Source organism: Micromonospora sp. URMC 103, assembly GCF_051386435.1.
In the GTDB taxonomy this organism is placed as follows: Bacteria; Actinomycetota; Actinomycetes; order Mycobacteriales; family Micromonosporaceae; genus Micromonospora.
The window spans coordinates 1,404,198-1,422,232 of the sequence record NZ_JBPQTR010000005.1; the positions used below are offsets into that span (position 1 = coordinate 1,404,198).

General features: G+C 74.4%; 14 protein-coding genes. 7 read left to right on the forward strand and 7 right to left on the reverse strand.

The features are described 5' to 3' along the window. Window positions 1-22 precede the first annotated feature (22 nt). Entirely contained in the window at window positions 23-739 is a 717-nt protein-coding gene (locus ACSNOA_RS19540) for an SDR family NAD(P)-dependent oxidoreductase (protein WP_436660257.1), read from the reverse strand. Window positions 740-928: 189 nt separating this feature from the next. Between ACSNOA_RS19540 and ACSNOA_RS19545 the strand changes: the two genes are divergently transcribed. From ACSNOA_RS19545 to ACSNOA_RS19565, 5 genes are all read left to right on the forward strand, one after another. Next, entirely contained in the window at window positions 929-2,224 is a 1,296-nt protein-coding gene (locus ACSNOA_RS19545) for an ABC transporter substrate-binding protein (protein ID WP_436660259.1), read from the forward strand. Between the two features lie 10 nt (window positions 2,225-2,234). Further along, window positions 2,235-3,170, forward strand: coding sequence for a carbohydrate ABC transporter permease (locus ACSNOA_RS19550; RefSeq protein ID WP_436660261.1), 936 nt, complete (start codon window positions 2,235-2,237; stop codon window positions 3,168-3,170). Further along, window positions 3,167-3,991 carry a carbohydrate ABC transporter permease gene (locus ACSNOA_RS19555; protein ID WP_436660263.1) on the forward strand — a complete coding sequence of 275 codons (825 nt, stop codon included), beginning with the start codon at window positions 3,167-3,169 and terminating at the stop codon, window positions 3,989-3,991. The genes ACSNOA_RS19550 and ACSNOA_RS19555 overlap by 4 nt, the downstream gene beginning before the upstream one ends. Then, window positions 3,988-6,084, forward strand: coding sequence for an alpha-galactosidase (locus tag ACSNOA_RS19560; protein WP_436660265.1), 2,097 nt, complete (start codon window positions 3,988-3,990; stop codon window positions 6,082-6,084). Before ACSNOA_RS19555 ends, ACSNOA_RS19560 begins: the two co-directional genes overlap by 4 nt. A 72-nt stretch (window positions 6,085-6,156) precedes the next feature. Further along, on the forward strand, window positions 6,157-7,005 hold the full coding sequence (locus tag ACSNOA_RS19565) for a hypothetical protein (RefSeq protein ID WP_436660267.1): 849 nt from the start codon (window positions 6,157-6,159) through the stop codon (window positions 7,003-7,005). 57 nt (window positions 7,006-7,062) lie between these two features. On the opposite strand, the gene ACSNOA_RS19570 is transcribed toward ACSNOA_RS19565, so the two are convergent. Continuing rightward, complete coding sequence (locus ACSNOA_RS19570) at window positions 7,063-11,100, reverse strand: discoidin domain-containing protein (protein ID WP_436660269.1); 4,038 nt, start codon at window positions 11,098-11,100, stop codon at window positions 7,063-7,065. 152 nt (window positions 11,101-11,252) lie between these two features. Here ACSNOA_RS19570 and ACSNOA_RS19575 point away from each other — a divergent pair, with 152 nt between their 5' ends. Further along, a complete protein-coding gene (locus ACSNOA_RS19575; protein WP_436662379.1) occupies window positions 11,253-12,266 on the forward strand; it encodes a LacI family DNA-binding transcriptional regulator in 1,014 nt (337 codons plus the stop codon). Here the strand turns inward: ACSNOA_RS19575 and ACSNOA_RS19580 are convergent. From ACSNOA_RS19580 to ACSNOA_RS19595, 4 genes are read right to left on the reverse strand one after another with little or no spacing between them, the layout of a single operon-like run. After that, the gene (locus ACSNOA_RS19580; RefSeq protein ID WP_436660271.1) at window positions 12,247-13,317 is read right to left on the reverse strand and encodes an NYN domain-containing protein; all 1,071 of its coding nucleotides are present in this window, start codon (window positions 13,315-13,317) and stop codon (window positions 12,247-12,249) included. The two genes, ACSNOA_RS19575 and ACSNOA_RS19580, sit on opposite strands and share 20 nt — an antisense overlap. Before the next feature lie 9 nt (window positions 13,318-13,326). Beyond that, the gene (locus ACSNOA_RS19585; RefSeq protein ID WP_436660273.1) at window positions 13,327-13,977 is read right to left on the reverse strand and encodes a methyltransferase domain-containing protein; all 651 of its coding nucleotides are present in this window, start codon (window positions 13,975-13,977) and stop codon (window positions 13,327-13,329) included. Next, entirely contained in the window at window positions 13,974-14,654 is a 681-nt protein-coding gene (locus tag ACSNOA_RS19590) for a TIGR04282 family arsenosugar biosynthesis glycosyltransferase (RefSeq protein ID WP_436660275.1), read from the reverse strand. Before ACSNOA_RS19590 ends, ACSNOA_RS19585 begins: the two co-directional genes overlap by 4 nt. Beyond that, window positions 14,651-15,343 (reverse strand): glycosyltransferase family 2 protein, encoded by a 693-nt coding sequence (locus ACSNOA_RS19595; RefSeq protein ID WP_436660277.1) that lies wholly within the window; start codon window positions 15,341-15,343, stop codon window positions 14,651-14,653. Before ACSNOA_RS19595 ends, ACSNOA_RS19590 begins: the two co-directional genes overlap by 4 nt. A gap of 145 nt (window positions 15,344-15,488) precedes the next feature. On the opposite strand from ACSNOA_RS19595, the gene ACSNOA_RS19600 reads away from it, so the two are divergent. Further along, window positions 15,489-16,877 carry a hypothetical protein gene (locus tag ACSNOA_RS19600; protein WP_436660279.1) on the forward strand — a complete coding sequence of 463 codons (1,389 nt, stop codon included), beginning with the start codon at window positions 15,489-15,491 and terminating at the stop codon, window positions 16,875-16,877. Between the two features lie 80 nt (window positions 16,878-16,957). Here ACSNOA_RS19600 and ACSNOA_RS19605 read toward each other — a convergent pair whose 3' ends face one another. After that, window positions 16,958-18,019 carry an NAD-dependent epimerase/dehydratase family protein gene (locus ACSNOA_RS19605; RefSeq protein ID WP_436660281.1) on the reverse strand — a complete coding sequence of 354 codons (1,062 nt, stop codon included), beginning with the start codon at window positions 18,017-18,019 and terminating at the stop codon, window positions 16,958-16,960. Window positions 18,020-18,035: the final 16 nt, after the last annotated feature.

An 18,035-nucleotide genomic window follows, 5' to 3' on the forward strand; every position in this document is an offset into this window, starting at 1 on the left:
TTCGCTCGTCGGTCTCGATCTCTCAGGCCGAGGCTTTCACCGCGGTCCAGCCGCCGTCCACCACCAGGCTCGTGCCGGTGACGAAGGCGGCGTCCGGCGAGGCGAGGAACGCCACCGCGGCGGCGACCTCCTCGGGCGTGCCGAACCGCTTGGCGACCGTCTCCGCGACGCTGTGGCGACGGTCCTCCTCACCGATGCCGTCCCAGGCGCCGGTGAGGATGGGGCCGGGCAGCACGCTGTTGACCCGCACCCGCGGCCCGTACTCGACGGCCAGTTGACGGCCGAGCGCGACGAGAGCGCCCTTGGCTGCGGCGTACGCGGGCCGGCCGGGCAGCCCCACGAGCGCGTGCACCGAGGACACCAGGACCACCGCGCCGCCGCCGGCGAGCAGGTCGTCGAGGCAGGCCCGGACGCCCAGGAAGGCGCCCGTGAGGCTGACACCGAGCTGGTGGTCCCAGGACGCGCGGCTGGTGCGGTGGGCGGGGGCGACCTCCACGGCGTACGCGTTGTTGACGAGGATGTCCACGGGGCCGAGCGCGGCCCGCACCGTCTCGACGGCGGCGGCCCAGGCGCCCTCGTCGGACACGTCGGTCACCACGGAGAGTGCCTGCGCGCCGGCGGCCGTCAACTCCTCGACGACCGGGGCGGAGTCGCGGATGTCGAGGAGCGCGACGCGCGCGCCCTCGGCGGCGAGCCGCCGGGCCGTCGCCGCGCCGATGCCCCCGGAGGCGCCGGTCACCACCGCTGTTCTACCGTCCAACCGACGCGTGCCCGGACCCATCGACCACCCCAGCGCAAGCCGTTTAACCATTAATTACGAATACATCTTGACAGTCGGAGCGGGCCGGATGCAACCTTCTGGTCACACCGTTAACGAGACCGACACCGAGCGCCGTGACGCAGCGTGTCGATGAGGAAGGGACCTCCCGTGACCGACTTCGATCCCGGTCGCCGCCGATTCCTCGGCAACCTCGGGCTCGCCGGCCTCGGCGCGCTCGGCGCCGGTTCGTTGCTGTCCGCCTGCGCCAGCTCCGCGAGCGGGCCGTCCAAGGGCGACGCATCCGGCGCCGTGACGATCCAGTCCAACCTGTCCTCGCCGCAGGCCAAGACGGCGATCGAGAAGCTCGTGGAGAGCTTCAACAAGCAGGGCAAGGGCACCGCGACGGTCAACACGATCGCCTCGGAGACCTTCCGCACCCAGCTGCCGACCTACCTGACGTCGGCGAACCCGCCGGACCTCTACACGTGGTACGCGGGCTCGGTGGCCAACGACTACGCCAGCAAGGGCCTGCTGCTCGACGTCTCCGACGTCTGGCAGGGGCTCACGGAGTACCCGCAGTCGGTGAAGACGCTCTCCACCGACGCCAGCGGCAAGCAGGTCTTCGTGCCCATGACCAACTACTGGTGGGGCTTCTTCTACCGCAAGAGCAACTTCGCGAAGTGGGGCGTGCAGGAGCCGAAGACCTGGACGGAGTTCCTGGCGGTCTGCGAAACCCTCAAGGGCAAGGGCATCCCGCCGATCGGCATCGGGCTCGGCGACACCCCCTGGGTGGCCTCCGCCTGGTTCGACTACCTCAACATCCGCATCAACGGCGCCCCGTTCCACCGCGAACTGCTCGCCGGCAAGCAGCGCTTCGACGACCCGAAGGTGAAGGCCGTCCTCACGCGCTGGCGCGAGGCCCTGCCCTACTTCGACCCGAAGGGCAAGGCGTACCCGTTCCAGGAGGCGACCACCGCGCTGCTGGCCGGCAAGACGGGGATGTTCCTCATCGGCACGTTCTTCGCCGACGCCGCCCCGAAGGACGCCCTCGGCGACCTGGACTTCTTCCGGTTCCCGATCATCGACCCGGCCGTGCCGGTGGCCGAGGAGGCCCCGACCGACGGCTTCTTCGCGAGCGCCAAGACCCGCAACCAGGCCGGCACCAAGGACCTGCTGCGCTACTTCGCCTCCGTCGAGGCGCAGGAGGAGTACGTGAAGTCCAGCTCCGGCATCGTGCTGCCGGTGCACCCCAAGGCCAAGGCCGCCGACTCGCCGCTCGTCGCGAAGGGCAAGGCCATGCTGGACAGCGCCGCCGAGCTGACGCAGTTCTTCAACCGCGACTCCACCGACGCGCTCCAGCCCACGGCCGACACCGCGCTCACGAAGTTCATCGACAGGCCGGACCAGATCGACGCCATCCTGCGCGAGTGGCAGGCCTCCGCCGAGAAGGTATTCAAGGGCTGACGTGACAGACGTGTCCACCATTGCCGAGACACCCCGGACGGCTCCGTCCACGGTGGCCGGCGCACCCCGGCGGCGGCGACGGTCGGCTCGACTGTCGCCGCTGCTGGTGGCGTTCGTGCTCGTGCCGTTCGCCATCGAGAGCATCTGGGTGTTCTGGCCCGCGTTGCAGGGCTTCTGGTTCTCGCTGACCCGGTGGGACGGCCAGACGCCGCCCCAGATCATCGGCGTCGACAACTACGTCGAGCTGGCCGGCGACGCCACGTTCCGCGGCGCCCTCGTCAACACCGTCATCTGGCTCGTCCTCTTCGGCGGGCTCTCCGTCGTGGGCGGCTTCGGGATGGCGCTGCTGCTGCAACGGGACCGTCGCGGCGTCGGCTTCTACCGGGCGGCGCTGTTCACCCCCGTGGTCTTCTCCCTCGTGGTGACCGCGCTGGTCTGGCGGGTCTTCTACCAGCCCGACGGGGTGGCCGACACGATCCTGCGCGCGGTCGGGCTGGAGCAGCTGATCCGGCCCTGGCTGGCCGACCCGGAGACCGCCCTGTACGCGGTGATCCTGCCGGCGCTGTGGCGGCAGATCGGCTACGTCATGGTGCTGTTCCTGGCCGGGCTCAAGGCGATCGACCCCGCGCTGCACGAGGCCGCCCGGATGGACGGCGCGAACGCGTGGCAGCGCCTCTGGTACGTGGTGATCCCCCAGCTCAAGGGCGTCAACGCGGTCGTGCTGTCGGTCATCGTCATCGACTCGCTGCGCTCGTTCGACATCGTGTGGTCGCTGACCCGCGGCGGGCCGTACCACTCCTCCGAGCTGCTCAGCACCTACATGTACTCGGCCGCCTTCCAGAGCCTGCGCCTCGGGTACGCCTCGGCGATCGCCGTGGTGATCTTCGTGCTCGCGCTGGCCGTCATCCTCGGCTACCTCGTCCGCGCGTTCCGGGAGGAAGCGTGATCCACAAGCTCCGCACCGGCACCTTCCACACCGGGATGATCCTGCTGTCCCTGCTCTGGCTCGCGCCGGTGATCTGGGTGGTGGTGATGTCCACCCGCAGCTTCGACGACATCGCGGCCAACGGCGTGGGCAGCCTGCCGCACTCGTTCACCCTCGACACCTACCGGCAGGCGTGGAGCGACGGCGGCGAGCTGCGTGCGCTCGTGAACAGCCTGCTGGTCACCGTCCCGTCGGTGGCGCTGAGCCTCGTGCTGGCCGCGATCGCCGCGTTCGCGCTGAGCCGCTACCGGATCCCCGGCCGGCGGACGATCCTCCTGCTGATGCTCGCCGGAAACCTGCTGCCGCCGCAGATCCTGCTGATCCCGGTGCAGAAGTTCAGCGAGCTGACCGGCCTGTACGACACGCTCTGGGCGCTGATCGCCGTGCAGGTCGGCTTCGGGCTCGGGTTCTACACGTTCGTGCTGCACGGGTTCATGCGCGACCTGCCCGGCGAGATCCAGGAGGCGGCCACCATCGATGGCGCGGGCCCCGGGCAGATCTTCGCCCGGGTGATGCTGCCGCTCACCCGGCCGGCGCTGGCCGCGCTCGGCGCGCTCTCGTTCACCTGGATCTTCAACGACCTGCTCTGGTCGATCACCGTGCTGCGCACCGACGACCGGATGCCGGTCACCCCGGCGCTGCTCGCATTGCAGGGCCAGTTCGTCTCCTCGTGGAACGTGATCGCCGCCGGCACCGTCATCGCGGCGGTCCCCACCGTGGCGGTCTTCCTGCGCTTCCAGCGGCACTTCATCTCCGGGCTGGCGATCGGGGCGGTCAAGTGAGCGACACGCATCCCGACGGCCCGCGCCGCTGGACGCTGCGCGGCGCGCACACCGAGTACACGGTGACCGTGCCCGGGCACGGCCGCTGGCTGGAGCTGGCGGCGTGGGGGCCGCACGGCGTCGGCGACGGTCCCTCACCGGTCGCGTACGACGGGCCCGTGCCGTTCCTCACGGCGGGCGACGCGGCCCCCGTCGAGTACGCCACCGACGCCGACCGCCCGTTCACGGGCGCCGACCTCGTGGTGGAGACCGCCACCGGGCACCGGCGGGTGGGCTTCGGCTTCGTGGAGGCCGCGCACGACCCGGCCGCCGGGACGCTCGCCGTCACGTTCGCCGACCCGGTCACCGGCCTGCGCGCCGTGCTGCGCTACGCGGTGCCGGCGGGCACCGACGTCGTACGCCGGTGGGTGGAGCTCACCAACACCGGCGCCGAGCCGCTGCTGCTGGCCCGCGCCGGCTCGGCCGGGTTCTGCGTGCCGACGCCGCACGGGGCGCTGCTCAGCCACCAGTGGGGCCAGTGGGCGCAGGAGTTCCAGCTCGAACACGTCGACCTCGGCCACGGTGCGTTCACCATCGGCAGCAGCCAGGGCGTACCCGGTCACCTGCACGTGCCGTGGCTGACCGTGCGGGACCGGGCCGAGCCGGACGGCCCGGCCTGGGCCGTGGCGGTCGCCTGGACCGGATCATGGGAGATCAGCGCGGAGCGGGACACCGGCGGGCTCACCCGGATCCGGGCCGGGCGCCGGCTGCCGGACGGGCCGCTGGAATTGCCGGCCGGTGGCGAGCTGACGCTGCCCGAGGTGGTCGGGGCGTACAGCGCGGACGGGTTGGCCGGGCTGGCCCGCGTCTGGCACCGCTACCAGCGCAACCTCGCGGGTGACCGGCTGACGCCGCGGCCGGTGCTCTACAACTCCTGGGAGGCCACGTACTTCGCGGTGGACGCGAAGAGCCAGCTCGACCTTGCCCGGATCGCCGCCGACATCGGTGTGGAGACGTTCGTCGTGGACGACGGCTGGTTCCTGGGCCGCCACGACGACACAGCCGGCCTGGGCGACTGGACGCCCGACCCGGCCGCCTTCCCCGACGGCTTCGACGCGTTCATCGCCGACGTACGCGCGCTGGGCCTGCGGTTCGGGCTGTGGGTGGAGCCGGAGTGCGTCAACCCGCGCTCGCGGCTCTACGCCGAACACCCCGACTGGGTGTACCGCCTCGACGGGCGGCCGCTCACCCCGATCCGCAACCAGTACCTGCTGGACGTGGGTCGACCCGAGGTCGCCGAGTTCGTGCACTCCACGCTGGACGGGCTGCTGCGCACGTACGACATCTCGTACCTCAAGTGGGACTTCAACCGGCCGCGGACCGAGCCGGGGCGGGCCGGTGCGGACGGCCCGCTCGACCTCGACGGCGCTCACGTTTCCAACCTGCACCGGATCTACGAGCGGCTGCGCCGGGACCACCCGCACGTGCTCGTCGAGTCCTGCGCCGGTGGCGGGGCGCGCACCGACCTCGCGATGGCGGCCCGGGCCGACATCTTCTGGCCCAGCGACAACACCGGTCCGCTCGACCGGCTCGCCATCCAGCACGGCTTCCTGCACGCCAACGCGCCGCACCTGCTCAGCTCGTGGGTGACCGACGCGCCCGGGCTGTTCGACCCGCGCCCCCGGTCGCTGGCGTTCCGGTTCGTGCTGGCCATGGCCGGCGTGCTCGGCGTCGGGGCGGACATCCGGCAGTGGACGCCCGCCGAGCGTGCCGAGGCGGCGGGCTGGATCGCCCGGTACAAGGAGATCCGGGACGTCGTGACGTCGGGCGAGGTGCACCTGATCGGCGGGCCGGACCAGGCCCGCTGCGCGATGCAGTACACCTCGGCCGACGGGCGGCGCGTGGTCGTCCTGGCCTGGCACACCGGCCGCTCGGACGGCAACGGGCTGCTGCCGGCCCGCCCGGTACGGCTGCCGCTGCGCGGCCTCGACCCGGGTACGACGTACCGCCACGGCGACCAGCGCTACTCCGGCAGCCACCTCACGTCCGTGGGGCTGCCCGTGCGGTGGACCCCGACCCACGACGCCGAGCTGGTGATCCTCGACCGGGATTGAACGGACGTCCGGCTGGTCATCGGCGCGGTCTCCTGCCACGGTGGACGGTGGACCGGTCGGTGGGGGGTCGGCGTGACGGTAACGGTGACGGCCGAGCTGCGGCGGGCACTCGGCGTGTGGGGCTGGTGGTCGACGCTGCCGCTGCTGGCGGCGTGCACCGTCGTGGCGTTCGGGTGGAACCGCGAGGCCGCGGAGCTGTTCGGCAACTACGACGCGCAGGGTGACGACCAGGTCCTCGCGCAGGTGGGGGTGCTCGCCGGGCAGCGGTGGACCTCCGGGCACTCGATCGGCCAGCTCCTGGCGCTGGTGGTCGGTGCGGGGCTCGCGGTCGGGGCGTTCCGGCGGCACGGCGACGCCGCCGGTCCGGCCGCGCCGCCGCGTACGGTCCTGGCCGGGCGGATGCTCGCCGCCGTGCTCATCTCGCTCGCGCTGGCCGCGACCGCCCTCACGGTGACCGCCGTGCTCATGCGGGGCGAGCCCGTCGCGACGGCCGCGCTCGAGGCCGAGGTCCTGGCCCACCCCGAGCGCTACCCGGACGCGCTGCCGCCCGCCGAGGTGCACGCGGGGGTCCGGCGCGCCGTGCTGGTCGGGCTCCTCGGTTTCCCGCTCTGGGCCGTCGTCGGCGTCGGCGTCGGCGTGCTGCTCCGGCGGGTCGCGCTCGGCGCGGCGCTGGGCCTCGCGTACTACCTGGGCACGTTCGCCCTCGTGTCGTGCGCGGGCCACCGGAACGTCCTCCCGGTGTCCGTCGTGCCGATGTTCACGCACGCGGCAGGGGTCGCCGTCGTGCAGGACCCCACGGTGGGGTGGCTCGCCACGCCGGTCAATCTCGCGGTGACCGGTCTGCTCGCCGCCGTGCTGGGCGGGCTGGCCCTCGCGGCCGTGTCCCGGCCCGCGGCAGCGAGAAGAACCGAGGACCGGTGACGCTCGTGCCACCCGGAGATCCCGGCGCCGGGCCGCGCCGGGATCTCCGGGTGGCGGCTACGCGCCGACCGAGTTGTACGCGGTCGCGGACACCCGGACGCGGCCCCGGACGTCCAGCCGCGCCGGCCAGGAGACGGACACCTCGCGCGTCTCCCCCGGCAGCAGCCAGAAGTAGTTGTCGTCGTACCGGGACGGGAGCACGCGCGCGCCGTGCACGTCGCGTACGGCCAGCCGCACCAGCGCCGCGACCACGTCACCGGAGTTGCGCACGGTCGTGGTGACCGTCGACCGGCCACCGACGGTGCGTACGCCGGTGGTCGTCGTCGACAGCGTGGTGCGCGGCAGGTCGTTGAGTGCCCGCATCTCCTCGGCCCGCCCGTACCGCCAGTAGGTGTTCTCCGACAGCAGCCGGCCACCGCGGTCCCGCAGCTCGAGCCGGACGAGGTGCAGCCCGGCGCCGTCCGGGGCGGGCAGCGCGAACGCGGGGGCCGTCGACGAGGGCCCGACGTCCACCCGCCCGCTCTGCGGGGCGCCGAGCGCCCGGCCGCGCAGGTCGTAGCGGCGGGCGGTGACGGTGGCACCGGTGACCGCGACCGTGGTGTGGTTGACCGCCCGGACCTGCCAGGTGCCGGGGTCGGCCTGGACGTGCAGCGGCTCGCAGCCCTTGCGGGCGCCGAAGTAGGCGCCGTTCACGTCCAGGTCGTAGTCGTACGTCTGCCAGACCGTGCTGTGCCAGGCCGGGTGCGACATCCACAGCAGCAGGGCGGTGGCGTCGGCCCACAGGTTGGCGTTCCACGCCTCGAACATCGCGCGGTGGCTCTCGTAGTTGACGAACTGCGCCCGGCTGGCGAACTCCTCCAGGGAGCCCGACGCGCCGAGCCGCGCGTCGATGGCGGCGTGGTAGGTGTCGACGTGCTGGTTGCCGATGCTCGACCAGTCGTGGTGGTTCCACACCACGCTCGGCGGCCACTCCGGCTCGTCGCCGACGAGGTTGCGCATGCTCTCGACGACCGGCACGACCGGCATGCCGATCTCGGTGTGGAAGCCGAACGCGCCCGTGTCGTACGTGTTCCGGTCGTTGTACGACGCGGGGTCGACCCAGTGGTACGGCCCGTGCCCGCTCACGATCCCGCCGGCGGAGTTGGGGATGTAGAGGATCTCCGGGTGCTCGGTGGCGACCGCCTGCTTGAGCCCGGCGTCCACGATCGGCGGCGGGTCGCCCTCGTTGGCGCCGCACCAGACCACGATGCTCGGGTGGTGGCGGTACCGCCGGATCGTGTCGGCGGCGATGTCGACGTAGCCGGGCGGGTTGGGCAGGAACTGCCCGGCCTGCCAGAAGTCGTTCCAGACCAGGATGCCCTGCTCGTCGCAGGCCCGGTACAGCTCCTCGCGGTTGCTGCTGCCGAGCCAGTTGCGGATCATCGTGAAGTTCATGTCGCGGTGCATCTCGACCGTGTCGGCGAGCCGGTCGGGCAGCACCCGGCGCAGCAGCTCGTCCCAGCCCCAGTTGCCGCCCCGGACGAACACCGGCACGCCGTTGACGCTGATCTTGAGCTGGGTCACCGCGTTGCTGACCGGCTTCACGTCGGTCCACCGCTGCCCGTCGTCGGAGACCTGGATGACGAAGTCGCGGGCGTACGCCTGCTCCCAGACGATCGTGACCTGGTCGAAGGTGACCGGGCGCCCCAGGTCGACCGCGATCCACTGGTCGTCCTGGAACTCCGACGCCCAACGGGTGCGCGGGTTGCCGTCGACGGCGCGCTCGGGGCCGTTCCCGTCGCCGTCGGCCGACGACGCGGTGGCGAGGGCGTGCAGGGCCAGGTCGACGTCCGGTTCGGCCTGCCGCTGCACCGACAGCGTCCACATCGACACGCCCCACGACGTCGCCCGGGCGCCGGCCTGGATGCGGACGTGCTGGGCGGTCTGCGCCGGGAAGGTCTCGACCTGGGTGGCCCGGTTGCCGAGCGGGGTCTCGTTGCTCACCGACGCGACGTCGGTCCAGGCGTCCCCGTCCGGGGAGACCTGCACGCGGTAGTCGAGCGCGTACGCCTGCTCCCAGACGATCGTCACCCGGTCGAAGTCGACGGCCGCGCCGAGGTCGACCTGGATCCACTGGTCGTCCTCGTACGCCGAGGCCCAGCGGGTCGTGGGGTCGCCGTCGACGGCGTTGCCGGCCACGTTGGTGTCGTTCTCCGCCGAGAGGGCGGTGGCGGTGCGGCCCCGGGCCAGGTCGGGTCCGTCGCCGTCGGCCACCGACAGCGACCACATGGAGACGCCCCAGCCGGTCGCCCGCTGCCCGGTCTGGATGCGGACGTGCCGGGCGTGCTGCCGGGCGAAGGTGACCGTCTGGGTCGCGGCGCCGCCCACGAACTCCAGCGGCGGCGTGCCGGGCGGCGAGATCTGGATCGGCTGGTGCCAGTCGTAGCCGAACTGCCGGACGCCGAACCGGACGCCGCGCCGGTCGCTGACCTCGCGACCCACGGTGGCGGTGAGCGTCAGGTCGTACAGGTGGGGCTCGCCGTACCCGTTGGGCCACCACAGTCGGGGTGCGCGCAGGCGCAGCGCGCGGAAGCGCTCGGGCGTGAAGGTGACCGTGGTGTCGCCGCCGGCCGGCACGGTCACCGTCGTCTCGACGCGGACCCCGTCGAACTCGGCGCGGACGGTCACCGTGGTGGCCGTGCCGGCCACGTTGCGCACGGGCACGGCGATGGTGACCTCGGCGGCGCCGGTGTCCGGCAGGTCGGGCAGGGTGGTCGTGACGTGCGGGTCGCCGAGGACCACCACGCCGGTGCTGCGCAGCCGGACGTGGTCCCAGAGCCCGGCGACACGGTCGCGGACGGCGGGCATCCAGTCCCACCCCGACACGGCGAGGTACGTGGGCGCGTCGAGGTAGTGGTGGGCGGACTGGAGAAACGTACGACCGTCGACGCCCTTGTCGCCGGGGGTGCCGGGGTGCGGCATCGGGGTGACGCGGACGGCCACCGCGTGCTCGGTGTGACCGGCCAGCGCGGCGGTGATGTCGAAGGCCGCCCGGGCGAACGGGTGCCGCACGTTGCCGACCTGCACGCCGTTGACCCAGGCGGTGGCCTCGTGGTTGACGCCGTCGAACTCGAGCCAGATCCGCCGGCCGGGCGACGCGTCGAGCCCGCGCGGCAGCCGCAACGCGCGGCGGTACCACCACGAGTGGCGGGACAGCGCCTCGGGGATGCGCAGGTTGTTGAGGCCGGTGACCGGATCGGGCAGGTGTCCGCGCTCGACGAGGGTGCCGAGAACCGTCCCCGGCACGGTCGCGGGCAGCCAGTCCCGCACGTCGACGCCGGCGGCGGAGAGCGCGACGCCGTCGGTAGTGCCGGCGAAGTCGTCCATGGTGAGGGACCAGCCGGACTCCAGCGGCACGGTGCCGTCGGCGGCGACGGTGAGGGCGGGCGCCGGGTGGGTGTTGCCGCCCGCCCAGTCCGTCCAGCCCGTGGCGCGCGGCTGCGGGCTGACGGCGGTGCCGTAGACCTGGAAGCCGTTGAGGCCGACGGGGTTGCTGTTCGACCGCTCGGTGGCGGTCATCCGGACCCATCGGGCGGTGACCGCCTCGGGCAGCCGGATCGCCTGGGCTCCGCCCTGGCCGTCGGTGGTCTCGTACGCGGTCCGCCAGGTCTGCCCGTCCGAGGAGACCTCGAGCCGGTAGGCGACGGCGACGCTGGAGAGGATCTCGTTCCCGTCGGTGTCCGTGTAGTTGCCGTCGAACGGGCCGTCGGCGAGTGTGGCCTCGAAGACCAGCGTCACGGCCTCCACGCGGCACGGGGCCTGCAGGTCGACGCAGATCCACTGCGGATCGCCGGGGGCGGCGCGCCAGCCGCTGCCGCGTACCCCTACCTGCGGCAGCCCGTCGACGGCGAACGAGGCCGGCGTCGGCGCGTAGTCCGTCGACGAGACCGTGACCGGCCGGTACCGGGCCAGGTCGGTTCCCGGAGGCGTCGCGGCGGTCGCGGCGGGCGCGGCGTGCGCGAGGTCCGGCAGGAGCGCCGTGGCGCCGAAAGAGGCGAGCAGCGTGGCTCCGGCGGACAGGAAGGATCGCCGCGACAGGGACGACGAGTCGGACATCATGCCTCCCAGGGGCCTGACAACGTTGTCAGATCCTCGCGATCGGCGACAAGCGATGTCAAGGCTCCGCCACAGTCGTGATCTTCCTGTCACGCGGGGACGGTAGGGTTCCCCGCGTGACCAGCACGCCCAGCCGCACGAGGCGACCCACCATGGTGGATGTGGCCGCGCGGGCCGGCGTGAGCGTGAAGACCGTCTCCCGGGTCGTCAACAACGCGCCCTACGTGCAGCCCGAGCTGGCACAGCGGGTCCTCGCCGCCGTCGCCGAGCTGGGTTTCCGCCGCAACCACCTCGCCCGTTCCCTGCGGTCCGGCCAGGCCACCGCCACCATCGGGCTGCTCATCGAGGAGATCGCCAACCCGTTCTACGCCACCATCGCCGGAGCGGTGGCGGAGGTCGCGTCCGATCACGACACGATGCTGCTCATCGCCAGCTCCGAGGAGGACCCGGCGCGGGAGCAGCAGCTGCTGCGCGACCTGTGCGCCCGGCGGGTGGACGGGCTGCTCGTCGTCCCCGCCGGCGAGGACCACTCGTTCCTGCAGAGCGAGGTGGAGCTCGGCACACCGGCCGTGTTCCTCGACCGGCCGGCCGGCGAGCTGCACGCCGACACCGTGCTGCTCGACAACCGGGGCGGAGCACGCGCCGGCGTCCGGAGACTGGTGGAGGCAGGGCACCGCCGCGTCGGCATCCTCCTCGACTCGACGAGCGTCTACACCATGCGGGAGCGGCTGGCCGGCGCCCGGGAGGCCCTGGCCGCGGCCGGCGCGGCGGCCGAGGACGGGCTGGTCCGCCACGGCATCCGGGACCCGGCCACCGCCGCCCGGGTCGTCGGCGACCTGCTCGACGAGCCCGACCCGCCCACCGCCTTCTTCAGCCTCAACAACCGCATCTCGCTGGGCGCCGTCGAGGAGCTCCACCGCCGGGGCAGCGACGCCGCCCTGCTCGGGTTCGACGACTTCGACCTGGCCCGGCTGCTGCCGTACCCGTTCACCGTGGTCGCGTACGACACCCGTGCGCTCGCGCGTACGGCCGCCGAGCTGCTGTTCCGGCGGATCGCGGGCGACCCGTCCGCTCCCCGCAGCCTGCTCATCCCCACCGAGCTGGTCGACCGGGGACTCCCCGGCGCTGACACCGCGCGCCGCGCCGTCACGCGCCCTTGGGCGTGAGCAGGTAGTCCTCGGCGTCCGGGCTCCACCGCAGGTCGACGGCGCCGGCCGTGGCGGCCGCCCGGCAGAACTGCAGGAAGCCGCGGTAGCCGAGCTTCTTCTCGCTGAAGTCCGGCCGGGCCCGGCGGAGCTGGTCCTTGAGGCCGGAGAGCGCCACGGCGCCGTCACCACCGGCGAGGTCGACGACCACCGACCGGAGCAGCCCGAACGCGACCTCCCGGTCACCGTGCTCGGGCAGGGACACCTCGGGGTCGCCCTTCGCGGGCCCCTCGGCCAGCTCGATCACCGTGGTCTCGGCGAGGTGCCGCAGGAGTTCGCCGAACGTGCGGAAACCGTAGTCGGACTCGCTGAAGGTGGGGTCTTTGCGCAGCAGCGTCCGCTTCAGCCGGGACGCCGTGACTTCGCCGCCGGAGCTGCCCTGGAGACCGGCCACGGTCTGCGCCACGAACGCGGCGAGGGTGTCGACGTCGCGGGTGGGCTCCTCCGCCTCCGGTTGCGGCTCGGGCTCCGGCAACGCCTGCCGCGGCTCCGGCTGCCGGGCCGGGCGGTTCGCGCGGGCCCGGGGCGGGGGGATGTCGACGCCCTCGAGACGGTCGTAGAAGAGGAACTCGTCGCAGGCGGGCGGCAGCAGCGCCGAGGTGGACTTCTCCACCCCCACGCCGACGACACGCTTGTTGAGTTCCCGGAGCTTGTGGACGAGCGGGGTGAAGTCGCTGTCGCCCGTGCAGATCACGAACGTCGAGATGTAGTCCCGCTCGAAGGCCAGCTCCACGGCGTCCACGGCCATCTTGATGTCGGCGGCGTTCTTGCGGGACGCCCCCATCCGCTGGGGGATCTCGATGAGCTCGACATGGTTGCGGGTGAGCATCCGCCGGTCCTCGTCGAAGTACGACCAGTCCGCGTAGGCCCGGCGCACCACCACGCGCCCGCGCTCGGCGAGGGCGTCGGCGACGGGCCGGAAGTCGAACGGCAGCCCGCCGTGGTGGTCGCGGAAACCCAGAGCGAGGTTCTCGTAGTCGAGGAACAGGGCGATGCGGTCCTCTTGATCCACGCGGCCAGCCTAGCGCCCGGACGGGCCCAGCTCGCCGAACCAGCGCCCGCGGGCGCGGAACAGGTCGCGCACCGCGAGCCCCGCGCGGGCCGCGACCCCGTGGACCGCCCGGATGTCCAGCCGCGCCCAGCGGAACACCGGACCGAGGGCCGCCCGACCCGGGCGGGGCGGCGAGGTGACCCGGGCGTGCCCCTGCCACAGCCCGGTCCCGGGCGGCTCCAGCTCGACGAGGACGGTGCCGGCCGCGTCGAGCAGGCCGCGGCAGCGGGCCAGCAGGGCGACCGGGTCGCCGCCGATCCCGATGTTCCCGTCGAGCAGGACCGCGTGCGCCCACCGGCCCTCGCCGGGCAGCGGGTCGAACAGGTCGCGGCGCAGCGCCACGACCCCGCGGGCGCGGGCGGCGGCCACCGCGTACGCGCAGATGTCGACGCCCACGGCGGTCGTCCCGGCGCGGGCGAGCGCCAACGTGAGCCGGCCCGGGCCGCAGCCGAGGTCCAGTGTGGGGCCGGCGCAGCGGGCCACCACCACGGCCGTGGCCGGCTCGGGCGCGCCGTGCCAGCGGCGCACCGGCAGCCGCTGCCGCGCGCCGTCGCCGTGCACCAGCCAGTGCCCGCCGGCCGCCCGGTCCCGCAACGCGGCGGCGAACCCGTCGGCCGTCACCCGCGCCCCTCGGGGACCAGCGCCCGGCGGACCGCGCGCACCTGGGCCGCGAACCGGCCGTCCGGCGCCTCGGCGGCCACCGCGAGCGCGTCCGGCCACTCGTCGACGTCGCGCACCAGGGGCAGCAGCGCCCGACGCAGGCCGCGGTCGGCCAGGGCCGCCCAGGTGTGCCGGCCGGTCGCGGGGGTGGACATCGGCACCGTACGCAGCAGTTCCGCGTGTCGCGGGTCGCGCAGGCCCAGCGCCCACCAGCCGCCGTCGACCGCCGCGCCCAGCACCGCGTCCTCGACCGTGAGGCGCCGTGCCGCCGCGTCCAGCGTGGCCGCTGTCAGGTGGGGGGTGTCCATGCCGATCTGGAGCACCGGCCGGTCCGGCCAGGCGGCGGCCACCTCGGCGTACGCGTTGGCGAGGCGGTCACCGAGGTCGCTCCCCCGCTGCGCCAGGACCGTCCAGCCGTGCAGCGCGGTGACGAGTCCGGCGGCGTCCTCCGCGTCGGTCAGCCGGCCGGCGCAGGAGAGCACGGGGACCACCCTGGGGGTGGCCCGGACGGCGTCGATGGTGTCCCGCAGCGCGGCGGCGGCGATCCGGGCGGCCTGGAGGGGGCTCGCCGGCGGGCAGAGGCGGGTCTTCACGGCGCCCGGCAGGGGCGCCTTCGCCACCACCAGCAGGACGGTCACCGGTCCGCGCCCACCGTGCGCAGCACCCCGGCGAAGTCGCGGGTGGCCCGCAGCGTGCCGCGGACCGACCCGGAGACCTTCGACCGGGTTCCGGCGGCTCGCGGCGCGTACCGGACGTCGAGTTCGCGGATCCGCCAGCCGGCGGCGGCCGCCCGGATCATCAGTTCGAGGGGATAGCCGAAGGCCCGGTCGGTGACGCCGAGGGCGAGCAGCCCCTCGCGGCGGGCCACCCGGATCGGGCTGAGGTCGCGCAGCGGCACGCCACGGCGGCGCAGCAGCGCCGCGACCAGGGCCGTGCCGGCGCGGGCGTGCCACGGCCAGACGCCCGCGCCCACCGGACGGCGACGCCCGACCGCGAGGTCCGCCGAGCCGTCCGCCACCGGGGCCACGAGGGCGGGCAGCTCGCCGGGGTCGAACGATCCGTCGGCGTCGAGCACACACACCAGCTCGGTGTCGGCGGCCTCGAGCCCGGTGTGCACGGCGGCGCCGTACCCGCGGCGCGGCTCGTGGACGACCCGGGCGCCGAGCCGGGCGGCGATCTCCGGGGAGCCGTCGCGCGAGCCGTTGTCGACCACGACGGCCCGGTAACCGGGCGGCAGGGCGGCCAGCACGCCCGGCAGCGCGGCGGCCTCGTCCAGGCAGGGCAGCACCACGTCGATGGCGGGGTCGCGGTGGGTCCGGGTCGGCATACGGCCGACGCTAGGGCGCTACCAGGACGTCCGTGGCCGGAACGTGCGTACCGGAGGCCCGCCGCACGGGCGATTCGCACCGGACGGTGACGGGTCGGCGGTTCGGCCGCCACGCGCCGCCCCGCCGCCGTACCGTCCGGGGGTCATGGCCTCCGCACCCGCACTCGCCACCGCACCGGAACGGGCCCCGGCCCGCCCGCGCCGGGCCGACCTCGTGGTGCTCGCCGTCGAGGCCGCCCTGCTCACCGCCGCGGTCCTCGTCGGGCTCCTGCTCAACGCGCGCGACGCCGGGCTGTACGCGGACGCCGCGCCGCTCTACGCCACCTGGCGCCCGCACGTCGGCTGGGGCACCCCGGTCGCGTTGCTCGTCGCCGTGGCGGTGGCGTGGTGGGGGCCGCGCGTCGCCCGCGCCGCCCGGTGGGGCGTCGTGCTGGCCGCCGGCTGGCTCGCGGCGGTCGCCTGGACGCTGTCACTGGCCCTCGTGGACGGCTGGTCGGCGGGGCTCACCCGGCGGCTCACCGGGCAGGCGGAGTACCTGCACGAGGTGCCGGCCGTCACCGACATCCCGGCGACGCTGGCGGGTTTCTCCGCCCGGATCCTCGACTTCCAGCCGGAGTCCTGGTCCACCCACACGGCCGGGCACCCGCCCGGCGCGCTGCTGCTCTTCGTCTGGCTGGACCGGGTGGGCCTCGGCGGCGGCACCGCCGCGGCGCTGGCCTGCGTGCTGGTGGGGGCCACGGTGACGGTCACCGTGCCGGTCACGCTGCGCGCGCTCGGCGCCCCGGACGCGGCCCGGGCCGTGGTGCCCTTCCTGGCGCTGCTGCCGGGCGCGATCTGGGTGGGCGCGTCCGCCGACGGCATCTTCGCGGGTGTGGTGGCGGCGGGGCTGGCCCTGCTCGCGGCCCGCGGCCCGGGCACCGCCCTGCTGGGCGGCGCGGTGCTCGGCTTCACGCTCTACCTGTCGTACGGCTTCGTGCTGGTCGGCCTGCTGGCGATCGTGGTGCTCGCGCTGCGCCCGGCGGGCCGGCTACGCGCGCTGGTCGCCGCGGGGGCCGGGCTCGCCGCCGTGGCGACGGCGTTCACGCTGGCCGGCTTTCCGTGGTGGGAGGGCTACCGGCTCGTCGTCGAGCGCTACTACCAGGGGTGGGGCGCCGAGCGCCCGTACGCCTACTGGGTCTGGGCCAACCTGGCGGCGCTGCTGCTGTGCGCCGGCCCGGTGCTCGGGCCGGCGCTGCGCGGCGCCGTCGCGGCGTCGGCCGCCGCGACGCGCACCGGCTGGCGGCGGGCCGGGCTCACCACGGCGGTACGCGGCACAGGTCCCACCGTCCTGCTGCCGCTCGCCGCGGCCGTCGCGGTCGCGGGCGCGGACCTGTCCGGCCTGAGCAAGGCCGAGGTGGAGCGGATCTGGCTGCCGTTCGCCGTCTGGCTGCTGGTGGCCGCCGCGCGGCTGCCGGCGGGCAGCAGCCGGTGGTGGCTGGCCGGGCAGGGGGCCACCGCCCTGGCCGTCAACCACCTGCTGTGGACCGTCTCCTGAGCACCGTCCGGCGGTCGCCCCGTGGCGGGCGGTCCGGCCGCCCCGGTCCGGCGGGAGCGCGACGGCTGCGGGCCGGGCGGTCAGGCCGGGAGCGCGGCCGGCTCGCGCAGCGGGTCGGTGGCGAAGCTCGCCACGCCCTCGGCGAAGCGCACCCGGGCCGTGTAGCCGAGCAGCTCGGCGGCGCGACGGGGGTCGGCCACCACGTGCCGGACGTCGGCCGCCCGGGCGCCGCCGACCACCACCGGCTCCGGCCCGCCCATGGCGTCGGCCAGCGCCCGCGCCAGTTCGCCCACGGTGTGCGGCTCGCCCGAGCAGACGTTCACCGGCAGCAGCGCCGCGACCGGCGGCGACGCCGTGAGGGCGAGCAGGTTCGCCCGGGCCACGTCGGTGACGTGCACGAAGTCGCGGCGTTGCCGACCGTCCTCCAGCACCCGGGGCGGCCGCCCGGCGGCGAGGGCCGAGCGGAAGATCGAGGCGACCCCGGCGTACGGGGTGTCGCGGGGCATGCGTGGGCCGTAGACGTTGTGGTACCGCAGCGCCCACACACCGCCGCCGGTCTGCCGGGCCCACGCCGCCGCGAGGTGCTCCTGGGCGAGTTTCGTGGCCGCGTACGTGCTCCTCGGCTCGAGCGGCGCGTCCTCGGGCACGAGCACCGACGCGAGCGGCTGCCGGCAGTGGGGGCAGGTGGGGTCGTACCGGCCCGCCGCCAGGTCCTCGGGCCGGCGGGGCGACGGGCGCACCGACGCGTGGTCGGGGCAGACGTACCGCCCCTCGCCGTAGACCACCATCGAGCTGGCCAGCACGAGGCGGGTCACGCCGGCCCGGTGCATGGCGGCGAGCAGGACGGCGGTGCCCAGGTCGTTGTGGCTCGCGTACTCCGGGGCGTCGGACGGGTCGAGGCCGTGCCCGACCATGGCCGCCTGGTGGCAGACCGCGTCGACCCCGGGCAGGAGCCGGTCCAGTAGCCGGCCGTCGCGGACGTCCCCGCGTACCAGGTCGTGCCGGTCGGCCTCCACCGGCGGCGCGCCGTGCGCCTGCGGCAGCAGCGCGTCCAGCGCCACCACCTCGTGCCCCTCGTCGGCGAGCAGGTCGGCGACCTGCGATCCGATGAACCCGGCCGCGCCGGTGACCAGTACCCGCATGACCGGTGACCGTAGG